Source organism: Stappia stellulata (assembly GCF_020176715.1).
In the GTDB taxonomy this organism is placed as follows: domain Bacteria; phylum Pseudomonadota; class Alphaproteobacteria; order Rhizobiales; family Stappiaceae; genus Stappia.
On the sequence record NZ_JAIVMF010000010.1, the window covers coordinates 44,261 to 66,965 of the forward strand.

The window sequence follows — 22,705 nt, forward strand, 5'->3', positions numbered from 1 at the left end:
GTTCGTCCCAACATGAACCGCTCGTCAGGGGCTTGTGATAACGCCACAGGCCGCGCACCTCAAGCGCCAAGCGCAGACCGGTCGCTTGCCGGCGCCATTCGGGCGGCTTTCGCCTTGAACCGTTGCACGATAGAGCCTATTCCCGCATCAAGGGACCTGCAGCGCGCCCGACGCTTGTACCCGCCCGCAAGAACCGGATCCGCACATGAAACGTCTTCTCGCGATAGCCGCTGCGATCGTTGTGCTGGGTGCGCTCCTGATCAGCGCGCCGGCGCTGCTGATCTCCACCGACGCCGCGCGCGCGCGCATCGAGACGCAGCTCTCGGCCTGGTTCGGCGCCCGGGTGCGGGTCGGCGCGCCGCCGCGCCTCTCCGTCTTGCCGCGGCTCAGTCTCGGGCTCGACGACGTCAGCCTTCAGGGTCGCGGCTGGAGCCTGACCGACGCCCGGTTGACGGCCCGTCTCGATCTCTCCGCGCTTCTTGGCGGAACCACACGCCTTGCCTCGCTTGCAATCGACAATCCGACGATCCGCATCGCCGCGCCGTTGGAGGAACGCCCGCAAGCAGCCTATGCCGCCGGTCGAGCGCTGCAGCGCATCCTGCTCCACCCGCTCACCGTCTCGAATGCCAGCGTGGCGATCGGCGAGACGGAAGAGCCGGTCCTGCGCGACATGACGCTCAGGCTAGCCGCCAGCGGCGACGGCGCCAGCGTCCGCGGGGCGTTTCTGTTCGACGACCAGCGGGTGGAGGCCACTTTGTCGCTGGCCAACACCTCGGTGCTGGCAGGCGAGGGCACCGGCAGCGTGATCGCGACGCTCAATGCCCCGCTGGCGTCGCTGCGCATCGAGGGGATGGTCGGAGAGGGCGGCGCGCCGCGTCTTGCTGGAACCTTCGCGGCGTCCACCAGCGACCTGCGGGGCCTGATGCGGCGTTTGGGCTATGCGCTGATCGGCGACGCGGCCTTCGGGGTTGCGGCGATCTCCGGAACGGGATCCGCCTCGTTCTCCGCGCTCGAGCTTGACGCGGCGCGGGTGGAACTCGACGGCAACGCCGGCGAGGGGCGCCTGGCACTGTCCGACGGCAACCTGCGGCCCCGCCTTGAGGGAACGCTGGCTTTCGAGCGGCTTGATTTTTCGCCCTATCTGGAAGAACTGCGCGGCTTTTCCCGCGCCGGAACCCCGGGACCGGACTGGGTGCGCGCGCCGATGTTCCAGTTGTTGTCGGGGGCGGATATCGACCTGCGCCTGTCGGCGGCAAGCCTCGTTGCCGGCGCGCTGGAAACCGGTCCGAGTGCGGTGTCGCTCCTGCTGCGCGACGGCGACCTGTCGGTCAACCTCAGCGAGACGCAGGTGGCCGGGGGAACCGGAGCCTTGACCGTTCGCGCCCGACCCGAGGCGGAGAACGGCTATGCGGCGACCGCGATGCTGATCGGCGAGGACCTGGCGTTGACGGACATGCCCCTTCCCGAGGGCGGACCGCAGGTCGCGGCCGGCCGGGTCGGCGGTCGGCTGGACGTCACGGCCCGCGGGGCGACGCTGCTGCAGCTTGCGCAAGGCTATGCCGGAACCCTGACCGTCGACGCGGAGGCCGTCGAGGTCGGCGGGGGCGACCTCGATGCGGCGATGGGGGGGCTGCTGGCCGGCGAGGCCGGAGCCGAAGCCGGCAGCAGGTCGCGGTTCGAGACGGTCGCCGCGCGTCTGCAGGTCGATGCCGAGCGTCTTCAGGTGAGCCGGTTGGACGTGCTGACGGCGCGCCACCGGCTCGATCTCGCCGGCAGTATCGCGCGCGCCGATGCCGGCCTTGCGATGCGCGGGGCCTTGAGCGAACGCCGGGCCGATGCGGCGGAAGCCGATGCATCGCCGGCAAAGGCGATGCCGGTTCTGGTGCGCGGCACGCTGCTGGCGCCGCGCCTGCTGCCCGACATGACCGGTCTGACGGGGCCGCCCGCGCGGTAACGATCTTGCGTGAAACACGCGACTTCGCGCGGACCTCCGCCTGATGTATGAAAGAGCTGGAAGCTCAAGGGCCGGGGGCGGATTTCTTGCTGCGAATGCTGTCGACGCTGTTGAAAATCGGGCTGGCCTCGCTCCTGACGGGCGCGGTGCTGGCCGAATTCGACGTGTCCGCCAACGATCTTCTGGCCCAGGCCGGTCTCACCCCGCAGGACATCGCCGACTTCGCCGTGCGGACCTACCAGTGGGCGCTGCCGAATGTCATTCTGGGCTCGCTGATCGTCGTGCCGGTCTGGCTGGTGATCTACCTGTTTCGGCCGCCGCGCGGTTAGGCCCGCCGGGTCGCACGGCGCCTCACGCCTGCGCTTCGGCGAGGCGCATGTCACGCTCCTTCAGCACTTCCTGGCGCTTGGTGACGATGGAGGCGGTGATGACGATCACCGTCACCAGCCCGACCAGAATGGTACAGACCGCGTTGATCTCCGGCGTCACGCCGAGGCGCACCTGGGAATAGATCTTCATCGGCAGCGTCGTGGCTTCCGGCCCCGTGGTGAAGCTTGCGATCACCAGATCGTCGAGCGACAGGGTGAAGGCCAGCATCCAGCCGGCGATCACGCCCGGCAGGATGATCGGCAGCGTCACCGAGAAGAAGGTGCGCAGCGGCGGGCAGCCGAGGTCCTGCGCGGCTTCCTCAAGCGCCCGGTCGAAGCCGGCAAGCCGCGACTGGACCACCACCGCGACGTAGCACATGGCAAACGTGGTATGCGCGATCATGATGGTCCAGAAGCCGCGGGCCTGGTCGACGGCGACGAAGAGCAGGAGCAGCGACAGGCCGAGGATCACCTCCGGCATGACGAGCGGCGCATAGACCATGCCCGAAAACAGCGTCCGTCCGGCGAAGCGGCCCGAGCGCGCCAGCACGATGGCGGCCAGCGTTCCGAGCACGGTGGCAAGCGTTGCGGAGAAGAAGGCGACGCGCACCGTCACCCAGGCCGCGTCGAGAAGCTGCTGGTTGGAGAACAACTCCACGTACCACTTGGTGGAAAAGCCGCCCCAGACCGTGACCAGACGCGATTCGTTGAAGGAATAGATCACCAGCAGGACGATCGGCAGGTACAGGAAGGCGAATCCGAGCACCAGCGAGGTGACGTTGAACCAGCTTGGCCCCTTGCGCATCAGTTCCGCCCTCCAGGTGTCGCTTCGCCGGTCATTGGCTCTTCTCCGCAACCCTTTGCTGCTGGTTCTGGAACAGCACGATCGGCACCACCAGAATGAGCAGCAGGATCACGGCGACGGCGGAAGAGACCGGCCAGTCTCGGTTGGTGAAGAACTCCGTCCACAGGGTCTTGCCGATCATCAGCGTGTCGGAGCCGCCGAGAAGGTCGGGAATGACGAATTCGCCGACGGCGGGAATGAACACCAGAAAACACCCCGCGATGATGCCGGGCATGGAAAGCGGCACGGTGATGGTCCAGAAGGCGCGCCAGGGCGGGCAGCCGAGGTCGCTCGCCGCTTCCAGCAGGCTCACGTCCAGCTTTTCCAGGTTGGCATAAAGCGGCAGCACCAGGAACGGCAGGTAGGAATAGACGATGCCGATATAGACGGCGATATTGGTGTTGAGGATCGTCAGCGGATCATCGATCACGCCGATCCACAGCAGCACCTGGTTCAGCAGGCCCTCGTTCTTGAGAATGCCGATCCAGGCGTAGACGCGGATCAGGAAGCTCGTCCAGAACGGCAGGATCACCAGCATCAGCAGGGTCGCCCGCCACTCCTTGGGCGCGCGCGCCATGCCGTAGGCGATGGGGTAGCCGACGATCAGCGTGATCAGCGTCGAGATCGCGGCGATTTGCACGCTGGACAGATAGGACTTCCAGTAGAGATCGTCCTGGGTCAGCCAGAGATAATTCTCCAGCGAGAATTGGCGAATGGCGGCGACCACACTCGACCACCCCTCAGCCAGGTCGATGGTCGGCAGATAGGGCGGAATGGCGACGGCGATTTCCGACAGCGAAATCTTGAAGACGATGAAGAAGGGCGCGAGGAAGAAGACGACCAGCCAGGCGTAGGGAATGGCGATCAGCAGCCACCCGCCGGCGCTGCGCCTCTGGCGGGGCGGGCGCGGAATGTCGCGGCCCGCGGTGGTGGCTGCGGCTGGCGTCTTGTCCGCGCGCGTCATCTGCCGGTCCCCCTGTTCGAATATGTGCCGGACGCAGCCCTGGAGCGGGTCATTGGGTCAGCACGACGCCGGCGTCGCGGTCCCAGGAGAGCCAGACCTTGTCCTCCCAGCTCATCGGGCGTTCCACCGTGCGCGAGCGGTTGGCGACGGTGGCGCGCACCGTTTCCTCCGCGGCGATATGCGTATGGTAGATCGACACGTCGCCGAGATAGCCGATGTCCCAGACCTCGCCGGACAGCCGGTTCGCCGGACCCTCGGGCTCATCGAAGGAAATGCGCACCTTTTCCGGGCGGATCGCGAACCACACCGTGTCGCCGATCCCGGCCTCGACCGGTTGCGCGACTTCGATGGCGCAGTCGAACAGCGGAGCATGCAGCTTCGTCATCTCGCCGTCGCGCGCCGTCACCTTGCATTCCATCAGGTTGATGTCGCCGATGAAATCCGCCACGAAGCGCGAGTTTGGCACCTCGTAGATTTCCGAGGGCGTCGCGATCTGGACGATGCGGCCCTTGTCCATCACCGCGATGCGGTCGGCCATGGTCATGGCCTCTTCCTGATCGTGGGTGACGATCACGAAGGTCATGCCGAGGTCCTGCTGCAGGTCGGTCAGCTCGAACTGCGTTTCCTCGCGCAGCTTGCGGTCGAGCGCGCCAAGCGGCTCGTCGAGGAGCAGCACCTTCGGCTTCTTGGCGAGCGAGCGGGCGAGCGCGACGCGCTGGCGCTGGCCGCCGGAGAGCTGGTGCGGCTTGCGTTTGGCGAAGTCCTGCAGCTTGACGAGCGAGAGCATTTCCTCGACCCGTCCGGCGATCTCCGCCTTCGGCATGCCCTCCTGCTTGAGGCCGAAGGCGACATTCGCCTCCACGCTCATATGCGGGAACAGCGCATAGGACTGGAACATCATGTTGACCGGGCGCCGATGCGGCGGAACGCCGGCCAGGTTCTGCCCGTCGAGAAAGATCTCGCCCGCGTTCGGCGTCTCGAAGCCGGCGAGCATGCGCATCATCGTGGTCTTGCCGCAGCCCGATCCGCCGAGCAGGGCGAAGAACTCGCGCTCGTGGATCTTCAGGCTGAGGTTGTCGACGGCGGTGAAGTCGCCGAATTTCTTGGTGACGTTGCGGAATTCGATATAGGGCCGGGCCTGGGGATCGTCCCAGGGTGCGAAGTCGCGGCGGATCGGTCCGATCGGTTTCTTGGCCAAGCTCAACCCCTCCCGAGTGGAGCGAATTTGACATTTGAACCCCGTTGGTGGCGAGGCTCCCGCTCAAATGTCAAATTCAACGGCTCCACGAAAACCATGTATCTATCTGGTGGTTCTCTTGATCCCGACATTTGCTGCGAGGGTGCCCCAAGGGGAGGCAAATGTCGGAATCGAACCACCAGCGGATGTCGTCGGGAGGCCCGCGAACCGGGCCTCCCGCGTACACTCACTGACCGGTCTTGACCGTGGTCCACTCGCGGGTGCGGGCCCGCATGGCGCGGGGCGACTTGGTGGTGGTGGAGAACAGGTTGTTCACCGTCTCCTCGCTCGGATAAATCGCGGGATCCTCAAGCACTTCCGTGTCGACGAACTCCTGGCTCGCCTTGTTGCCATTGGCGTAGAAGACGTAGTTGGTCGCCTTGGCGATCACCTCGGGGCGCATAATGTAGTCGAGGAAGACATGCGCCTCCTCGGTGTGCGGCGCATCGGCGGGGATCGCCATGTTGTCGAACCACATCATCGCCCCTTCCTTGGGGATCACGTAGCTGACGGTCACGCCATTGTCGGCCTCCGCCGCCCGGTCGCGGGCCTGCAATATGTCGCCCGACCAGCCGATCGCCAGGCAGATGTCGCCATTGGCCAGCGCGTTGATGTACTCCGAGGAATGGAACTTCTGGATATAGGGGCGGACCTTCATCAGCAGTTCCGTCGCCTTCTTGAAGTCTTCCGGATCGTTGCTGTCGGGGTCGAGGCCGAGATAGTTGAGCGCGGCCGGGAAGATCTCGTCGGCGGTGTCGAGCATGTGCACGCCGCAGTCTGCGAATTTCGAAACGACCTCGGGATCGAAGATCATGTCCCAGCTATCGACCGGCGCGTCGGGCATGCGCTCCTTGATCTTCTCGACGTTGTAGCCGATGCCGGTGGTGCCCCACATGTAGTTGATGGCGTATTCGTTGCCCGGATCGAACTTCTCGATGCGCTGCATGATCTGCGGCCAGAGATTGCCGATGTTTTCGAGTTTGGACTTGTCGAGTTTCTGGAACACGCCGGCCTGGATCTGGCGGCCGAGGAAGGTGCCCGTCGGCACGACGACGTCATAGCCGGTGCCGCCCGCGAGAAGCTTGGTTTCCAGCATCTCGTTGCTGTCGAACACGTCGTAGACGACCTTGATCCCGGTTTCCTTGGTGAAGTCCTCCAGGATGGAGTCGTCGATATAGTCCGACCAGTTGAACACACGCACGGTGCGCTCTTGCGCCTGGGCTGCGCCGATCGCCAGGGCGCTCGCGAGCGCCACCCCCGTCAAGAAGAGCTTCTTCATCCTGTTCACCTCCGTTTGGCCCGTGCGCCGGTTTCCGGTCGCGGGCGTTCCGCTCTGTTTCGTGTCCGCGCGCCGGTCTGTGCGGCAGGCTTGTTCTGCGGACCGGCCACCCGCTGGCGGACATGTGCCACGGGCAGCCTAGAAGCATTTCGCCCGCCGCCTCAAGGGGTGGCGGCAGGCATGCCGTCAATTTCACCGTTTCGCCAACAACTTCCCCATTGCGTTCTTCCCCGCGAGACCGTGCGATCTCTCAAAGATAGGTCTGGCGCTCCAGCGTCGATATTTCGCGCCCGAATGCGAAGAGCTCGTGACGCTTGATGTCGGTGAGCACCTTGTGCATCTCCTCGCCCACCGCCTTCTTCATCCGCTCCGATGCCTCGAAGGCGTCGATCGCCTCGTCCATCCAGGGCGTGAGACGCGGCGCCGTCTTTTCATAGGCGTTGCCGTCGACCGGCGGCGGCGGCGCGATCTCGCCGAGTACGCCGTCCATCATCCCGGAAAGGACGCCGGTCAGCACCAGATACGGATTGGCGTCGGCGCCGGCGATCCGGTGCTCGATACGCGCCGATTCCGGCGTGCCGGCCGGCACCCGCAGCGCCACCGAGCGGTTGTCGTGCCCCCAGCAGATCGACGTCGGCGCATAGGAGCCGGGCTGCATGCGGCGGAAGCCGTTGAAGGTGGACACGAACAGGAGATGCGCCTCCGGCATGGTGTCGAGCAGGCCCTTGATGGCATAGCCGAGCCGCGTCTCGCCGTTGTCCGGATCGGCGAAGATATTGCCGTTGCCGTCCTCCAGCGAGCAGTGCACATGCATGCCGTTGCCGGGCCATTCCACGAAGGGCTTGGCCATGAAGGAGGCCTTGAGGTCGTGCTTGCGCGCCACGCCGGCGACCAGCCGGCGCAGCAGCACCGCGTCGTCGGCCGCGCGCAGCGGATCGCGACGGTAGTGCAGGTTGAGCTCGAACTGGCCGGGCGCGGCTTCCGACACGGCCGCGTCGGCAGGAATGTCCTGCGCGTCGGCCGAACGGCGGATCTCGTCGACCAGCGGCATGAAGGCTTCCAGATCGGAGAGCGCGTACATGTTCTGCCGCGCCGGGCCGAGATGGGTCGAAAACACCGGCTGCGGCGCGCCGCTCCAGTCGCCGTCGTCCTGATCCTCGAAGAGATAGAACTCCAACTCGAAGGCGGCGGTTGCGGTGAGGCCATGGCTGCCGAGCAGATTCGTCATGCGGGCCAGCACATGGCGCGGGTCGCACAGGAAGGCTTCGCCATCGCGGTCGTGCATCGACAACAGAACCTGTGCCGTCGGCCGCGCCGCCCAGGGCACGGAGCGCAGCGTGCCGGGCACGGGCCAGCACACGCCGTCCTTGTCGCCGGTCTCGATGTGCATGCCGGTTTCCTCGACCTCGCGGCCCCAGACATCCAGCCCGAACAGCGAGAAGGGCAGCGCCACGCCGTTTTCGAACACCTTGCGCAGCGCACTGCCCGGCAGCCATTTGCCGCGCAGCACGCCGTTGCTGTCCGGCAGGATCACCTCCAGCGTGTCCAGATCGGGGTGCTCGGCCTCGAACCGCGCGAGCTCCTCCTGCCAGGCATCGCCAGTGTCCGGACGTGCCCAGGCGGAACGGGACGTGTGAAGCATGAAATCCTCCAGGAGGTCGGGCCATTGCGGCCGCGACGATTGCCGATTGGGTAAAAATGTGATCACGTAGCGACGACACTGTCAAGCAAGCCCGTCCGGAGGTCTGTGACCGCGATGCCCGTTTCTCCTTCCCAGCATGCCGCTCCGTCGAGCGATGTGGTGACGCAGGCGCCGCGCCGATCCGTTCGCGACGAGGTGGAGCAAAGCCTGCGCGCCGGCCTGCTGTCCGGGCGCTTCGTGCCTGGCCATTCGGTCACCTTGCGCGGGCTGGCACAGGAACTGGGTGTCAGCCCCATGCCGGTACGCGAGGCGGTGCGGGCGCTTTCGGCCGGAAACGCGCTGGAAATCCGCAGCAACGGGCGGATCCAGGTGCCGACGATGACGCCGCAGCGCCTGTCGGAAATCCTCACGGCCCGCCTTCTGCTGGAGCCGGAATTGGCCTTCGTTGCGGCCGCAAATCTGGGATCCGCTGACGCAACGGCGCTGCGCAAGATCGACGACCGGGTCGACGAAAGCCTCTCCGGCGGCGATGCGGAAACCTACATGCGGGAGAATTTTGCCTTTCATTTCCATATCTACCGCGCTGCCGGGTCGCAGGTGCTGATGCCGCTTGTGGAAAGTCTGTGGTTGCAGTTTGCCCCCTTCATGCGCACGGTCTACGGCCGGGTCGGCACGGCGGCGCTCGACGATCACCACAAGGAGGCGATCGCCGCGGTGCGCAGCCGGGATGCGGGTGGCCTGCGCGACGCCATCGCCGCCGACATCCGCTGCGGCATGGACCTGCTCGACCGCAGCTCCGAGGAGGGCCTGCGGGACGAATAGCCGGGACCCCCGGATTGACACATTCGGGCAAATGTGATCACAAATCGAAGGGCCTTGGCTTGCCGCGCAGTCGGCCGCCGGGGCGTGCGGCGCGGGATGTCCGGCCGCCCGTGCGAGGAAAGCAGGTGCAAGCGTGAGCAAGAAGAAGAAGTCTCAGCCCAAGATCGAGAGCCGGCGCGGCGTTGCCTCGCTGGAGGAGGCGGGCACCTGGCTCATCGAGCGGGGCATCGAGGACATCGAATGCATCGTGCCCGATCTCGCCGGCGTCGCGCGCGGCAAGATGATGCCGACGGAGAAGTTCTTCTCCGGCCCGGTGATGACCATGCCCTCGTCGATCTTCGCGCAGACGATCTCCGGCGACTATCCGCCGGACGACGAGCGCTTCCAGCACAATCCGACGGACGGTGACCTGTTCTTCCGCGCCGATTACTCGACGCTGACCACCGTGCCGTGGGAGAACGATCCGACGGCGCAGCTCATTCACGACGCCTACACCCGCGACGGCATTCCGGTGGAAACCGCGCCGCGCAACGTGCTGAAGCGCGTGCTGCAGCTCTATGAGGACGAGGGCTGGGCGCCGATGGTCGCGCCGGAGATGGAGTTCTATCTGGTCAAGCCGAACACCGATCCGGACTATCCGCTGGAGCCGCCAACAGGCCGCTCTGGGCGTCCGGAAGTGGGGCGGCAGTCCTATTCGATCTCCGCGCTGAACGAGTTCGACGATCTGATCGACGACATCTACGACCTGTCGGAGGCGCAGGGGCTGGAGATCGACACCCTGATCCACGAGGAGGGGGCCGCGCAGATGGAGATCAACCTGCGCCACGGCCATCCGCTGGAGCTGGCCGACCAGGTGTTCCTGTTCAAGCGCACCATTCGCGAGTCGGCGCTGCGCCACGACATGTATGCGACCTTCATGGCCAAGCCGATGTCGAACCAGCCCGGTTCCTCGATGCACATCCACCAGTCGGTGGTCGACGCGGAAACCGGCAAGAACATCTTCTCGCTGGAAAACGGCGAGGCGAGCCGGGAGTTTCTCTCCTTCATCGCCGGCCACCAGACCTATCTGCCGGCAGTGACCTGCATCATGGCGCCCTATGTGAATTCCTACCGCCGCTTCACGCGCGATTCCACTGCGCCGGTGAATGTCTATTGGGGTTACGACAACCGAACGGTGGGCTTGCGCGTTCCAAATTCCGGTCCTGCGGCGCGCCGTCTTGAAAACCGTGTGCCGTCGTCGGACGCCAACCCCTATCTGGCAATCGCCGCCTCGCTTGCCTGCGGCTATCTCGGCATCAAGCAGAAGCTGACGCCGGACGAGCCGCGCACCGGCGATTCCAGCGACAAGATGCACGCGCTGCCGCGCGGCCTGCTGGAAGCGGTCGCCATGTTCGGGGACTGCGAGGAATTGCGGGAACTGTTCGGCGAGAAATTCGTCGCCACCTACCGGGCGGTCAAGCAGGAGGAGTTCGAGACCTTCATGTCGGTGATCAGCCCGTGGGAACGCGAATACCTGCTGCTCAACGTCTGAGCGGGCAGGGCGCGTTCCCCACGCAACCCCTAATCACGCGCCTGTCCCGCCATGGGCAGGCGCACCGACACCCATCGCTGCGCCGTCGCGAGAGGCGCGCCACAACCGGGAGACATCACGCCATGACCGGGGCCTCCAACCTCTATCCGACCCGCGAGCTGCAGGCGCGCGACGCGGCGCATCACATCCATCCCTTCACCGACACCAAGTCGCTGAACGCGGAAGGCTCGCGCATCATCACCGGGGCCAAGGGGGTCTGGCTGACGGACAGCGACGGCAACCGCTACCTTGACGGCATGGCGGGCCTGTGGTGCTGCCAGGTCGGCCACGGGCGCGACGAGATCGCGGATGCGGTGAGCCAGCAGATGCGCGAGCTCGACTATTACAACACCTTCTTCAAGACCAGCCATCCGCCGGTGATCGCCCTGTCGGAAAAGCTCGCCGAGCTGTCGCCGCCGCAGTTCAACCGCGTGTTCTTCACCTCGTCCGGGTCGGAAGCCAATGACACGGTGTTTCGCATGGTGCGGACCTATTGGGACCGCATGGGCAAGCCCGACAGGAAGATCATCATTGGCCGCTGGAACGGCTATCACGGCTCGACGCTTGCCGGCACCAGCCTCGGCGGCATGAAGGGCATGCACGAGCAGGGCGACCTGCCGGTGCCGGGCGTACGCCACATCGCCCAGCCCTACTGGTTCGGCGAGGGCGGCGACATGTCGCCCGACGAGTTCGGCATCTGGGCCGCGCGCGAGCTGGAGCGCGAGATCGATGCCGCCGGCGCCGACAAGGTCGCCGCCTTCATCGCCGAGCCGATCCAGGGCGCGGGCGGGGTCATCATCCCGCCGGACACCTACTGGCCGGAGGTGGCGCGCATCTGCAAGGAGCGCGACATCCTGCTCGTCGCCGACGAGGTGATCTGCGGCTTCGGGCGTCTCGGCACCTGGTTCGGCTCGCAGTATTACGGCTTCGAGCCGGACCTGATGCCGATCGCCAAGGGCCTGTCGTCCGGCTATCTGCCGATCGGCGGCGTGCTGGTCTCCGACCGGGTTGGTGCGGCCTTCGTCGACAAGGACGGCGACTTCAACCACGGTTACACCTACTCCGGCCATCCCGCCTGCTGTGCGGCAGCCCTTGCCAATCTGGAAATCATGCAGCGCGAGAAGCTGGTGGAGCGGGTTGCCGACGACATCGGTCCCTATCTGCAGGCGCGCTGGAAGGCGCTTGGCGACCATCCGCTGGTCGGCGAGGCGCGCATGGTCGGTCTGGTCGGCGCGCTGGAACTGGTCCCCGTCAAGGGCGACCGCAGCCGCACGTTCGAAAACGTGGGAACCGTCGGCAACCTGTGCCGTGACCTCTCCTTCGACAACGGGCTCGTCATGCGCGCGGTGCGCGACAGCATGATCATCTCGCCGCCGCTGGTCCTGACCCACGAGGAGGCGGACGAACTGGTGGCGCGCGCGCACAAGACGCTGGACCAGACCTATGCCGCGCTGAAGCGCGACGGCCGCATCGCCGCCTGAAAGACCCGCGCGCCATGACCGACATCACCGAGGCCCATGCGCCCTCCTATTATGCCGCAACCGCGCCGGAACGCTCCGCGCGTCCGGCTTTGGCGGAACCGGTTCATGCCGATGTCGCGGTCATCGGCGCCGGCTTCACCGGTCTCAATGCGGCGCTGACGCTGGCGGAGGCCGGGCGCTCGGTCGTGGTTCTGGAGCAGAACCGGGTCGGCTGGGGCGCGAGCGGGCGCAACGGCGGCCAGTTGCACAGCGGCCAGAGGCGCGACCAGGAGCATCTGGAAAGCGCCTATGGCCTGCCGACCGCGCGCCGTCTCTGGGAGATGGCGGAGGAGGCCAAGGCGCTGCTGCACGATCGTGCCGAACGCTATGCCATCGATTGCGAGTGGATGCCGGGGCTGATCGAGGCGGCGCACAAGAAGGGCTTCGTCGACGACGAGCGCGCCTATGCCGAAAAGCTCGCGCGCGATTACGGCTACGACAAGCTGTCCCTCCTGTCGCGCGACGAACTGACGGCTGCGATCGGCACGCCGGCCTATTTCGGCGGGGTGCGGGACGCGGGTGCCGGACACCTGCACACGCTGAAACTGGCGCAGGGCCTCGCCGATGCGGTGGAGACCGCCGGCGGTGTGGTGCATGAGGCGACGACGGTTACCCGCGTCACCCCGCGCGGCGGGCGGGTGTTCGTGGAAACCACCCATGGTTCGGTCGATGCGGGCTCCGTGGTTCTCGCCGGCAATGGCTATGTGTCGGGGCTGGATCGCGACAGCGACGCCCGGATCATGCCGATCAACAACTACATCCTCACCACCGAGCCTCTGTCGCAGGCGCAGGCCGATGCGCTGATTCCGGGCCGCGAGGCCGTCTCCGACAGCCGCTTCGTCGTCTATTACTGGCGCCTGACCCAGGACCGGCGGCTGCTGTTCGGCGGCGGCGAGACCTACCGGCGCGGTTTTCCGCCCGACGTGCGGGCCTTCGTGCGCCATCACCTGAAGAACGTCTATCCGCAGCTTGCCGACGCGCCGGTGTCCCATGCCTGGGGCGGCACGCTGGGCGTCACCCAGACGCGCATGCCGTGTCTGCGGCGCACACAGCCCGGCGTCTATGTCGCGGCCGGCTTTTCCGGACATGGTGTCGCCATGGCGGGCTTTTGCGGTCATGTCACCGCCCAGGCGATGATCGGCGATGCTGAGCGCTTCGACGTGTTCTCCAGCCTTCCCACGCCGCGCTTTCCGGGCGGGCGCGCCTTCCGCTGGCCGATCCTCGTGCTGGCGATGAGCTGGTTCGCGCTGCGCGACCGGCTTTAGCGGCCGCGCGCCGGGTCCTGCCCGGTGGTCATGTGCGCGCGGTGTTGTGGTCGCGGAAGCTTTTCGCCGAGGTGCGGGCCAGCAGGATCGACGGCAGCAGGCCGACGAGCACGATGGCAAGGGCTGCCAGCGCGCCTTCGCCCACCGCCTCGCGCGAGGCGGCATTATAGACCGTCGTCGCCAGCGTTTCGAAGTTGAACGGCCTGAGCAGGATCGTCGCCGGAAGCTCCTTCATGCAGTCAACGAAGGCCAAGAGCAGCGCGGTCAGCAGCACCGGCCGGATCATCGGCAGATGCACCTCGAATAGGATGCGCCCCGAGCTGCGCCCGAGCGTGCGCGCGGCCATGTCGAGATGCGGCGTCACCTTGCCGAAGCCGCCTTCCACCTGCCCGTAGGCCACCGCCAGGAAGCGCACCATATAGGCGTAGACCAGTGCCGCGCCCGAGCCGACGAGCAGCAGCCCGGTGGAAAAGCCGAAGGTGGAGCGAGCGATGCCATCGACGAAATTGTCGAGGGTGGCGAGCGGGATCAGGATGCCAACGGCAAGCACCGTGCCCGGAATGGCATAGCCGATGGAGGCGACACGCCCGAAGAGCTGCGTCGCCGCATTCGGCCGCACCCGCTGCGAATAGGTCAGCACGACGCCCAGCACCACGGTGAGCAGCGCCGCGGCGACGGAGAGCGTCAGGCTGTTGACGACCGCCGAGATAAGGGCGGGGTCGGACAGTTCGTCGAGCCGGCGGCTGGCGTAGTCGACCAAGAGGCTTGCGGGAAAGACGAAGCCGAGGGCAACGGGCGTGGCGCAGGCGGCGATCGCAAGGCCGGCGCGCCAGCCGGTCAGCCGGTAGCTCGGCAGCGCCAGATAGCGCGAGGTGGTGATGTGGAAGCGCTGCTTGCGCCGGGCGTGGCGTTCCACCCACAAAAGCGCGAAGACGAGCGCCAGCATGGCAACGGCAAGCTGCGCCGCGCCGCCGAGGCTCGAGCGGTTGATCCACGTGTCGTAGATCGAGAAGGTCATCGTCTGCACGCCGAAGAAGGTGACGGCGCCGATGTCGTTCAGGCATTCCATCAGGGCGAGCGACAGGCCGACGACGATCGCCGGGCGCGCCAGCGGCAGCGCGACGCGGAAGAACAGGCGCAGCGGCCCCGCGCCAAGGGTGCGCGACACGTCGAGCGCGCAAGCCGATTGCAGCAGGAAGGACGCCCGCGTCGTCAGATAGACGTAAGGGTAGAGCACGAAGCTCATCACGAAGATCGCCCCGCCGAGTGAGCGGATTTCGGGAAACCAGTAGTCGCGCGAGGTCTGGAACCCGAAGATGGCCCTCAGCGCCGACTGGACGGGGCCGGTGTAGTCGAGGATTTCCACATAGGTGTAGGCGATGATGTAGGTCGGCACGGCCAGCGGCACCAGCAGCGCCCAGTCGAACAGCGCGCGGCCGGGAAAGCGGCACATGGTGACGAGCCAGGCGGTCCCGACGCCGATCACGAGCGTGATCGCGCCGACGCCGGCCATCAGCAGCACGGTGGTCCACAACGAGCGCGGCAGCACCGTTGCAAACAGGTGCCCCCAGATGTCGCCGGTCGCCTGGAAGGCCAGAACGATCAGCGCGATGACGGGCATCAGGGTCAGCGCGGCGGCGATGAAGCCGGTGCCGACCCAGATGCGGTCCGCGGCGGTTGCCGCCGATTTCGGCGGACGTGCCGCCGCGAGGGCGTCGGAATGGGTTGCGTCGGTCATGCCCGGCTGTCTTGAAGGCTCGGCGCGGCTGGCGGCAAGCGGAAACGGGAAACGGCGCCCGGGCGAAATCGCCGGGCGCCGTGTGTTGTGGACGAAGCTGTCTCGATCAGCTGGAGGGCCCGTCGTTGAAGCCGACCTTGTCGACCAGCTCGCTGGCCGTCTTGCGGTTTTCGGCGATCTCGGAAAGCGGCAGGCTGTCCGGGGTCAACTCGCCCCAGGAGGCGACGCGCTCGGAAACCGGAACGCCGGGCTTCACCGGATATTCGTAGTTGGAGTCCGCGTAGATGCGCTGGGCGTCCTCGGAGGTGAGGAACTCGATCAGCTTCTTCGCGGCATCCGGATGCGGTGCGTGCTTGGCCATCACCACGCCGGCGATGTTCACATGGGTGCCGCGGTCCTGCGAATTCGGGAACAGGATCTTGACCGAGTCGGCCCACTCCTTCTGCTCCGGCTCCTTCTCGTTGGTCTGCATCTTGCCCATGTAATAGGTGTTGCCCAGCGAGATGTCGCATTCACCGGCGTAGATCGACTTCACCTGCGCCCGGTCGTTGCCGGACGGCTTCGAGGCGAGGTTGTCGCGCACGCCGGCAAGCCATTCTTCCGTCTTTTCCGCGCCGTGGTGCGCGACCATCGAGGCGAAGAGACCGATGGAATAGACGTGCTGGCCGGAGCGGGTGCAGATACGTCCGCGCCACTTCTCGTCGGCCAGTTCCTCATAGGTGATCGTGTCCTGCTCGACCCGATCCTTCGAGGCGTAGATCACGCGCGCGCGGGTGGTCAGGCCGATCCAGTGACCTTCGGGGTCGCGGTACTCGGCGGGAATATTCGCCTCGATCGCATCGGAGGTCACCGGCTGGGTGATGCCCAGCTGCTTGGCGCCGTCGAGGCGGCCGATGTCGACGGTCAGCAGCACGTCGGCGGGCGAATTCGCGCCTTCCGCCTGGATGCGCTCGCCAAGTCCCTTGTCGGCGAAAATCACATTGGTCTTGATGCCGGTTTCCTTGGTGAAGGCGTCGAGCAGCGGCTCGATCAGAAACGGCTGGCGGTAGGAATAGATGTTCACTTCCCCGTCCGCGGCTGCCGGCATGGCGAAGCTGGCGGAGGTCAGGAAGAGAGCGGCAAGCGTGCAGGCACGCGCGGCCGTGGTCTTTTTGGTCATATCGAACTCCAGACGATCAGGGGGCAAGGCCCTGCCGAAGAGGCGGATGTCATCGCCGCGTCGCCCCGGTGCGGGTGCGTCGCGACTGGGGGCATCATAAAAACAGGAGTTTCTGTGTCAACAATAAAAGCGTGCAAAATCAATACCTTGGAATTATTCCAAAGTAACCTGAGTGGAGACGTCCGGTTTCGCCGGCTGGAGTCGTACCGAACCACCTGCAAGGCGTTCGCAAAAGCGAAGCCGGGTCAGGGAGTTGGCGTTCCGCCGGCGAGGACCTCGGCCATCCAGCGGGTGTCGATGTTCTGTCCGCACAGGATCACGCCGGGCGTTTCGCCGCGGTTCGTGTCGGCCATCAATGCGGCGAGCGGGGCCGCACCTGCGCCCTCTGCGACATTATGCGTCGTGCGATAGTAGAGGCGGATCGCCTCGGCCACCTGGTCGTCACTGACGCGCACGATGTCTTCCGCACCGGCGCGAATCATCGCCAGCGCCTGCTCGTCGGGGCAGCGCACCGCCATGCCGTCGGCGAAGGTGGCGGCGCTCGCCGTTTCCGTCAGGTGCCCGCTTTCCAGCGAGCGCGCATAGGCGTCCGCCTTGTCGGAGACGACGCCGACGATCTTCGTCTTCAGCCCGAGCGCGTCGCGGGCGGAAATCAGGGCGCAGATGCCCGATCCCAGCCCGATCGGCACATAGACCACGTCGAGCTCCGGCACCGCGCGGAAGAACTCCAGCCCGTAGGTGGCGACCCCGCGCACCAGATCGGCATGAAAGCTCGGGATCATCGTCAGGCCCTGTTCCTCGGCAAGGCGCATGGCCTCCGCCTTGGCCGCATCGAAATCGGTGCCATGTTCGATGAGATTGGCGCCAAACGCCCGCATCGCCGCGTTCTTTTCAGTCGAGTTGCCCTGCGGCACGACGATATGGCAGTCGAGGCCGAGCCGGCCGGCGGCAAAGGCCAGGCTCTGGCCGTGATTGCCCCGCGTGGCGGAAATGATGCCGGTGCCGCGCGGCATCTTCTCCGCAAGCCCCTGAAGCAGCACCAGCCCGCCGCGCACCTTGAAGGCGCCGGTCGGCGTGTGGTTCTCGTGCTTCACCCAGACCGTGCGGCCGACCGCCTCGCCGAGCAGCGGCCAGGCATATTGCGGCGTCGGGCGCATCGCGCGATAGACGATCTCGGCGGCGTCCTCGATGGCGGCGAGGGTGAGCATGGCAATCTCCGGAAGTGGCGCGGGCTGCGCGAAAGAGGCGGGCGTGCCGGGCCGGCCGGCCCGGTCGCAAAAGTTTCGCGCGTCTGCAAGGCCCCGGTCAATCCCGCAGGCGCTCCCCCTCGGACGGGACGTGCCCTATTCGGCGAGAACGCGTTGCGGCGGGAAGGTGATCTCGATCAAGGTGCCCTGATTGACCTCCGAATCGATGCGGAAGCTCGCCCGGTTGGCTTCCACCAGCGCCTTTGTAAGCGGCAGGCCGAGACCGGTGCCGCCGCCGTGGCGGGCGGTGTGCAGCTGGCGGAACGGCTCCATCGCCGCTTCCAGGTCCTTGTGGCTCATGCCGGTGCCTGTGTCGCGAACCCTCAGGATCACCTCGCCGCTGTCCTCCAGCGCCGAGGAAACGATCACCTGACCGCCGGGCTGGTTGAACTTGATGGCGTTCGACAGGAGGTTGAGGATCACCTGGCGCACCGAGCGCCCGTCGGCGACGATATTCGGCACCGAGCCCGGCAGGCTTGCGCGGATGATCACCCGCTCGCGGTTCGCCTGCGGCTGCATCAGCGCGACGCATTCGCGGATGATGTCATTGGCCGACACCGCCTCGAAGGTCAGTTCCAGCTTGCCCGCCTCGATCTTCGACAGGTCGAGCAGGTCGTTGATCAGGCTCATGATATGCGAGCCGGAATTGTGGATGTCGCGCAGATAGCCCTTGTAGCGGTCGTTGCCGACGGGGCCGAAGCGCTCTTCCATCATCACTTCCGAGAAACCGATGATCGCGTTGAGCGGCGTGCGGATCTCGTGGCTGATCTTGGCGAGGAAATCCGACTTCTGCGATGAGGCGTTTTCCGCCTGCCGCTTGGCGTCGGTCAGTTCCTCTTCCGCCGTCTTCCACTGGGTGATGTCGCGCAGCACGGTGCAGAAATGCGGGCCGCTGTCGCCCTGGCCGACGCGGCCGATGGTCATGAACAGCGGGATGAGCCCGCCCGAGCGGATCTGGCCGATCACTTCGCGCCCGTCGTTGAGCACGCTGGCGACGCCGTTGCGGGCGAGGCCGTCGAGATAGTCCATGGCGTCGCGGCGGCTTTCCGGCGCCAGATAGTCGACGAGCGCCACGCCCACCATCTCGTCGCGCGAGGCGTTGAACAGCGCCTCGGCCGAGCGATTGACCTTCACAATCAGCCCGTCCTCGTCGAGGATCAGCACGCCGTCGGTCGCCGTTTCCAGCACCGCGTCCATTTCCGACACCCGCGCCTCGGCGAGCGCCAGCGCGCTTTGCACCTCGTGCAGCCGGTCAAGTGCTGCCTCCTGTCCCGGATCATGCCGGTCGAGCAGCGACATCATCAGCGCGTTGCCGCCCTTCCAGGGCACCGTGTGCAGCCGTGCCTTGACCGGGCGCGCGCCGCCGTCGGCAAGCTGCAGGCGCATGGTGCGCTCCGACATCTTGCCGGGAACGGTGGCCGGCCAGTCCTCCGGTTCGGCGAAGAGCGCTTCCAGACCGCCGGCAGCGCTCAGCGCCTCGGTGTCCGGGTAGCCGAGCAGATTGAGCAGCGTCGCATTGGCGTATTCGACATCCGTGCCGTCGATGATCGCGACGCCGACCGGCAGCCGGTCGAGCAGACTGGTGCGCTGGGCGCGCGTCGGCGGCAAAGGCGGCGCATGCGACGTGGCGGCCTCGTCCGTCTCCGTGTCGGTGTCCTCGCCGTCGATCCGGTGATCGTCGCGCCGTGCAGGATCGTCCTTGTTGCTGGCAAGGGTCAGATAGGGGCGGGCCGGGACCGGCGCCACAGGGGCGGGTGCGGCCTCGCCGTCATCGGCAGCATTGTCGTCGTCAATGCCATCCGGCTCTCCATCCGTGTCGTCCAGCCGTACGTCTTCGGCTTCGCCGGCATCCGCGTCGGCGGCGATTTCCCCGTCCGGCGTCCCGTCCGCCGTCTCGTCCGGTGCCTCGAAAGGGGCCGTGTCGGCTTCGGCGTCATCGAGCGCGGCCAGCAGGTCGCTGGCGTCATGCTCGCCCGCGGGCAGAGCCTCGGCAACCGGCCGGGTGTCGCCGGTGTCGCTGCGCCCGCCGAGCGCCTCGGCGATCTTGCGGAAGGCCTCGCGCTCGGGCTTCGACAGGCGCGAGGCGGCAAGCGCCTCGTCGTCACGCGACGCGGCGCGCGTGCCGGATCCGGCCGCGGCCAGCGTTGCCGCTGCTGCAGCACCCGCCAGCGCGTCCACGCTCGGACCGTCGTCGGTCTTTGTGGCGTCGTCGTCGCCGTCAGGCGCAACCGCCCCGTCGTCGTCAGCAGCGGCGGCTTCATCGTCCGCATCACCGGTGTCGCCCGGCGCGAGTGCTGCGTGGTCCGCTTCGCCGTCCGCGCCGGCAATGTCAGCTTCGTCCCCGGCGTCGTCGGTCTCGCCGCCGGGAGGATCGACGGGAAATGCCGTCTCCGAAAGATCATCGTCCGGGGCATCCGTGTCCGGGGCATCCGCCTCGGTGCGGATTTCGTCAGCCCGGGCCGCGTCGATCGCGGTCTCTTCGATCTTCGCCGCACCGCTCTCCGGCAGGGCGTCGTCGGACAGGTCTGTCACCTGCGTGCCGATCTCTTCGCCGGGCGCCTCGTCGGCCGTGGTCAGCGCGTCGAGCGACGGGCGCAGGTGCAACTGCGTTCCGGTTGCCTCCGGATCGTCCTTGGCATCGCCCGTGCGGCAGACGCCGAACCCGCGAAATCCCTCGAAGATGCGGTTACGGTCGAAGGCGGGCAGGGCGGCCATGTCGACCGGCACGCGCAAGGCCGCACCGCTGACCGGCCAGTCGACCGTGCGCCCGCTCCAGGTGTCGCGGCGCTGCAGCGCCGCCGCCACCCGGCCGTCGCCGTCGATGCCGAAGCGTTCGCACACCTCGTCCCAGGTCAGTCCGACCACATCTGCCGCTTCCGGGCCGAGCGCTTCGCCGAATTCCGCCGACAGGAAGGTAAACCGGCGGTCGATGTCCATCTTCCAGGCAAAGCGCACCGGACGCTCGCGTGCCTCGAAGGCAAAACCGGCGGTCGCGTCCGCATCCGCATCCGCATGTGTATCGCCGTCCGCACCCGCGTCGTCATCAAGATCCAGATCCGCCGATGTCTCGCCGGCGGTCTCATGCAGATCCGGGTCCGCCGCATCAGCGGAAGCGTCGTCGGTCGCGTGTGTTTCCCCGGTGTCGTCAGACGCCTGGTCGGGGATCTCCCCGGCAGATTCGTCCGGAGCAAAACGGTCGAGCGACAGTCCCTCGTCCACTCCCTCGTCCACTGCGGACGCTTCCGGCTCATCCGCATCGGCGGCCGGCACGTCCAATTCTGCGTCCATTCGTTCGTCTGTCGGCGCGTCTGCGGCCTCGCCCGGCGCTGCGTCCGCAATTGCCTGCGCACGCTCGGCATCGATGCGGGCATCGGCATTGGCACGGTCCTGCGTGCCGGAGCCCGACAGGAAGCGTGTCGCGCTTGCAAATCCGAAGAGACCGCCGCCGGCGATCCCCCATTTGCGCCGCTGCGGTTGCGGCGCGGCGTCCGCATCGCTGGCGGTGTCGGCGATCTCCGCCGGCAATTCTTCCGCGCCATCCTCGACGGGACCTGCACCGTGAGCGGAGCCCTCTAGCGTGTCTTCGCCGGATGCATGGTCGGCCCGGGCGTCGGCAAGTGCGGTCTCGGCAGGAGCGGAGGGCGAGGGGTCGGGAGAGGGGGGAGCCTCCACGGCGGCCGTCACGGGCTCTGCCGCGATCACCGCCAGCGTGTGGCCGGTGTCCAGCATCAGCAGCATGGCGGCGTGGTCGCCGTCGTCAAATGTCAGTTGCGCGCGCACCGGCGCATGCTTTGCGCTGCGCAGGCGGGTGGAGACGGTATCGAAACCGGGGGCGTCCAGAGGCCCGGCCATGTCGACGATGGCGCCCTTGCCGTCATAGAGCACGGCGGTGCTGTCATCGGCATCGGCCACGAGCGCCACCAGGCCGGCCAGCGCGGTGTCCCGCACCGGGGGCGCGTCATTGGCGACGATCAGTGCGGCGCTGCTGCCGTCGGCAAGCTCCAACCGGCGGCAGGTGCATGTCAGCAGCATGACCCGCAGCCCGCGGTAGAACCGCAGGCGGTCGGTGGTGTCGCGGTCATCGGGACCCGAGGCGGCGATGCGCATGATGTGCGGCCGTGCCGGCGCGCGCGCCAGTCCGCTCAGGTCGGCAAGCTCGCTGAGGGAGCGCACGCCGAAAAAGGCCGCCCCGGCGGGGTTCGCCCACAGGATTGACTTTCCGTCCTCCGCCCAGATCCATGCCGGGCGCGGGTCGGTGAGATGAGAGTTGGCGGTCGCAAGACCGCTCAACGCCATGAAGGTGCTCAACTGGCTGTTCATGGGCACGCTTTCTCCGCCGTTGCAGCCCGTCTCAAGCCTGTCCGCCAAGGCCGGAAGACCTGACCGGTAGACGCGTTTGCGGTAAACAAAGTGTAAATATCGGTTTCGGATCCTTTCGTCCACGACGACAAGGCGATTCCGGGCCATTCTCTCCCATGCTGGTTAACGGCAAGATGTACTTCATCACGATTTTATCTAGGATTGCTAAGCCCTTCTTGCGATGTGGCGCGGGTGTGCGATCCTGACGGCGCCGCCGCGCCAGACGCAGCGGCAACGCCAGCCAAACCAGGCAGGGCGGAAACGCCAGGCAAAGGAGAACGATGTGACGAAAAGCGACAAGACCGGTTTCGAGATCCCCGATCAGATGCGCGAGATGGCAGACCAGAGCGTGGATCAGGCGCGCAAGGCGTTCGACGAATACATGAACGCGACGCGCAAGGCCGTCGGAAGCGTCGAGACGACCGCCAGCACCGTCAAGGCTGGGGCGGACGACCTCAGCCGCACCGCGCTCGAATATACCGAAGAGCATATCTCCGCCGCCTTCGATCTGGCGCAGAAGATGGTGCGGGCCTCCACGCCCCAGGAAATGGTGCAGCTGCAAAGCGACTATCTGCGCAAGCAGATGGAGGCGCTCGGCGAGCAGGTGCGCGATCTCGGCGACAAGGCGTCCAAGACGGCGAAGGACGTGTCCTCGCAGAAATAAAGAGACCTGCGGCCGCGCCCCTCATGGCAGCGGCCGGTCTTGCCGGCGGCGCGGGCGACACTGCGCCTGCGCC

Annotated in this window: 16 protein-coding genes; 7 read left to right on the plus strand and 9 right to left on the minus strand. The window is 66.7% G+C overall.

What is annotated here, in order from left to right:
* Nucleotides 1–205: 205 nt before the first annotated feature.
* Both LC092_RS13085 and LC092_RS13090 read left to right on the plus strand, forming a co-directional pair.
* Nucleotides 206–1,954 carry a hypothetical protein gene (locus LC092_RS13085; protein WP_224806988.1) on the plus strand — a complete coding sequence of 583 codons (1,749 nt, stop codon included), beginning with the start codon at nucleotides 206–208 and terminating at the stop codon, nucleotides 1,952–1,954.
* Between the two features lie 95 nt (nucleotides 1,955–2,049).
* A complete protein-coding gene (locus LC092_RS13090; protein ID WP_224806989.1) occupies nucleotides 2,050–2,283 on the plus strand; it encodes a DUF6460 domain-containing protein in 234 nt (77 codons plus the stop codon).
* Between the two features lie 22 nt (nucleotides 2,284–2,305).
* Here the strand turns inward: LC092_RS13090 and LC092_RS13095 are convergent, their stop codons facing one another.
* The 5 genes from LC092_RS13095 to LC092_RS13115 all read right to left on the minus strand — a co-directional run bounded on the left by LC092_RS13095 (nucleotide 2,306) and on the right by LC092_RS13115 (nucleotide 8,288).
* Nucleotides 2,306–3,127, minus strand: coding sequence for an ABC transporter permease (locus tag LC092_RS13095; protein WP_224806990.1), 822 nt, complete (start codon nucleotides 3,125–3,127; stop codon nucleotides 2,306–2,308).
* 31 nt (nucleotides 3,128–3,158) lie between these two features.
* The gene (locus LC092_RS13100; protein WP_224806991.1) at nucleotides 3,159–4,130 is read right to left on the minus strand and encodes an ABC transporter permease subunit; all 972 of its coding nucleotides are present in this window, start codon (nucleotides 4,128–4,130) and stop codon (nucleotides 3,159–3,161) included.
* A gap of 49 nt (nucleotides 4,131–4,179) precedes the next feature.
* Nucleotides 4,180–5,328 (minus strand): ABC transporter ATP-binding protein, encoded by a 1,149-nt coding sequence (locus LC092_RS13105; protein WP_224806992.1) that lies wholly within the window; start codon nucleotides 5,326–5,328, stop codon nucleotides 4,180–4,182.
* A 226-nt stretch (nucleotides 5,329–5,554) separates the two neighbouring features.
* Nucleotides 5,555–6,646, minus strand: coding sequence for a polyamine ABC transporter substrate-binding protein (locus tag LC092_RS13110; RefSeq protein WP_224806993.1), 1,092 nt, complete (start codon nucleotides 6,644–6,646; stop codon nucleotides 5,555–5,557).
* A 250-nt stretch (nucleotides 6,647–6,896) separates the two neighbouring features.
* The gene (locus tag LC092_RS13115) at nucleotides 6,897–8,288 is read right to left on the minus strand and encodes a glutamine synthetase family protein (protein ID WP_224806994.1); all 1,392 of its coding nucleotides are present in this window, start codon (nucleotides 8,286–8,288) and stop codon (nucleotides 6,897–6,899) included.
* Between the two features lie 114 nt (nucleotides 8,289–8,402).
* Between LC092_RS13115 and LC092_RS13120 the strand changes: the two genes are divergently transcribed.
* The 4 genes from LC092_RS13120 (at nucleotide 8,403) to LC092_RS13135 (ending at nucleotide 13,465) form a co-directional block, all read left to right on the plus strand.
* Nucleotides 8,403–9,110 (plus strand): GntR family transcriptional regulator, encoded by a 708-nt coding sequence (locus LC092_RS13120; RefSeq protein WP_224806995.1) that lies wholly within the window; start codon nucleotides 8,403–8,405, stop codon nucleotides 9,108–9,110.
* A gap of 133 nt (nucleotides 9,111–9,243) precedes the next feature.
* Entirely contained in the window at nucleotides 9,244–10,641 is a 1,398-nt protein-coding gene (locus LC092_RS13125) for a glutamine synthetase family protein (RefSeq protein ID WP_224806996.1), read from the plus strand.
* 122 nt (nucleotides 10,642–10,763) lie between these two features.
* On the plus strand, nucleotides 10,764–12,161 hold the full coding sequence (locus tag LC092_RS13130; RefSeq protein WP_224806997.1) for an aspartate aminotransferase family protein: 1,398 nt from the start codon (nucleotides 10,764–10,766) through the stop codon (nucleotides 12,159–12,161).
* 14 nt (nucleotides 12,162–12,175) lie between these two features.
* Complete coding sequence (locus LC092_RS13135; protein ID WP_224806998.1) at nucleotides 12,176–13,465, plus strand: NAD(P)/FAD-dependent oxidoreductase; 1,290 nt, start codon at nucleotides 12,176–12,178, stop codon at nucleotides 13,463–13,465.
* 28 nt (nucleotides 13,466–13,493) lie between these two features.
* On the opposite strand, the gene LC092_RS13140 is transcribed toward LC092_RS13135, so the two are convergent.
* The 4 genes from LC092_RS13140 to LC092_RS13155 form a co-directional block, all read right to left on the minus strand.
* Complete coding sequence (locus tag LC092_RS13140; RefSeq protein WP_224806999.1) at nucleotides 13,494–15,203, minus strand: ABC transporter permease; 1,710 nt, start codon at nucleotides 15,201–15,203, stop codon at nucleotides 13,494–13,496.
* Nucleotides 15,204–15,309: 106 nt separating this feature from the next.
* Complete coding sequence (locus LC092_RS13145; protein ID WP_412103580.1) at nucleotides 15,310–16,362, minus strand: Fe(3+) ABC transporter substrate-binding protein; 1,053 nt, start codon at nucleotides 16,360–16,362, stop codon at nucleotides 15,310–15,312.
* Nucleotides 16,363–16,607: 245 nt separating this feature from the next.
* Nucleotides 16,608–17,570, minus strand: a complete 963-nt coding sequence (locus LC092_RS13150; RefSeq protein WP_224807000.1) for a threonine dehydratase — start codon at nucleotides 17,568–17,570, stop codon at nucleotides 16,608–16,610.
* A gap of 135 nt (nucleotides 17,571–17,705) precedes the next feature.
* On the minus strand, nucleotides 17,706–21,929 hold the full coding sequence (locus tag LC092_RS13155; protein WP_224807001.1) for a PAS domain-containing sensor histidine kinase: 4,224 nt from the start codon (nucleotides 21,927–21,929) through the stop codon (nucleotides 17,706–17,708).
* Between the two features lie 322 nt (nucleotides 21,930–22,251).
* Here LC092_RS13155 and LC092_RS13160 point away from each other — a divergent pair, with 322 nt between their 5' ends.
* Nucleotides 22,252–22,632 (plus strand): phasin, encoded by a 381-nt coding sequence (locus LC092_RS13160; RefSeq protein WP_224807002.1) that lies wholly within the window; start codon nucleotides 22,252–22,254, stop codon nucleotides 22,630–22,632.
* The last annotated feature ends 73 nt before the right edge of the window (nucleotides 22,633–22,705 follow it).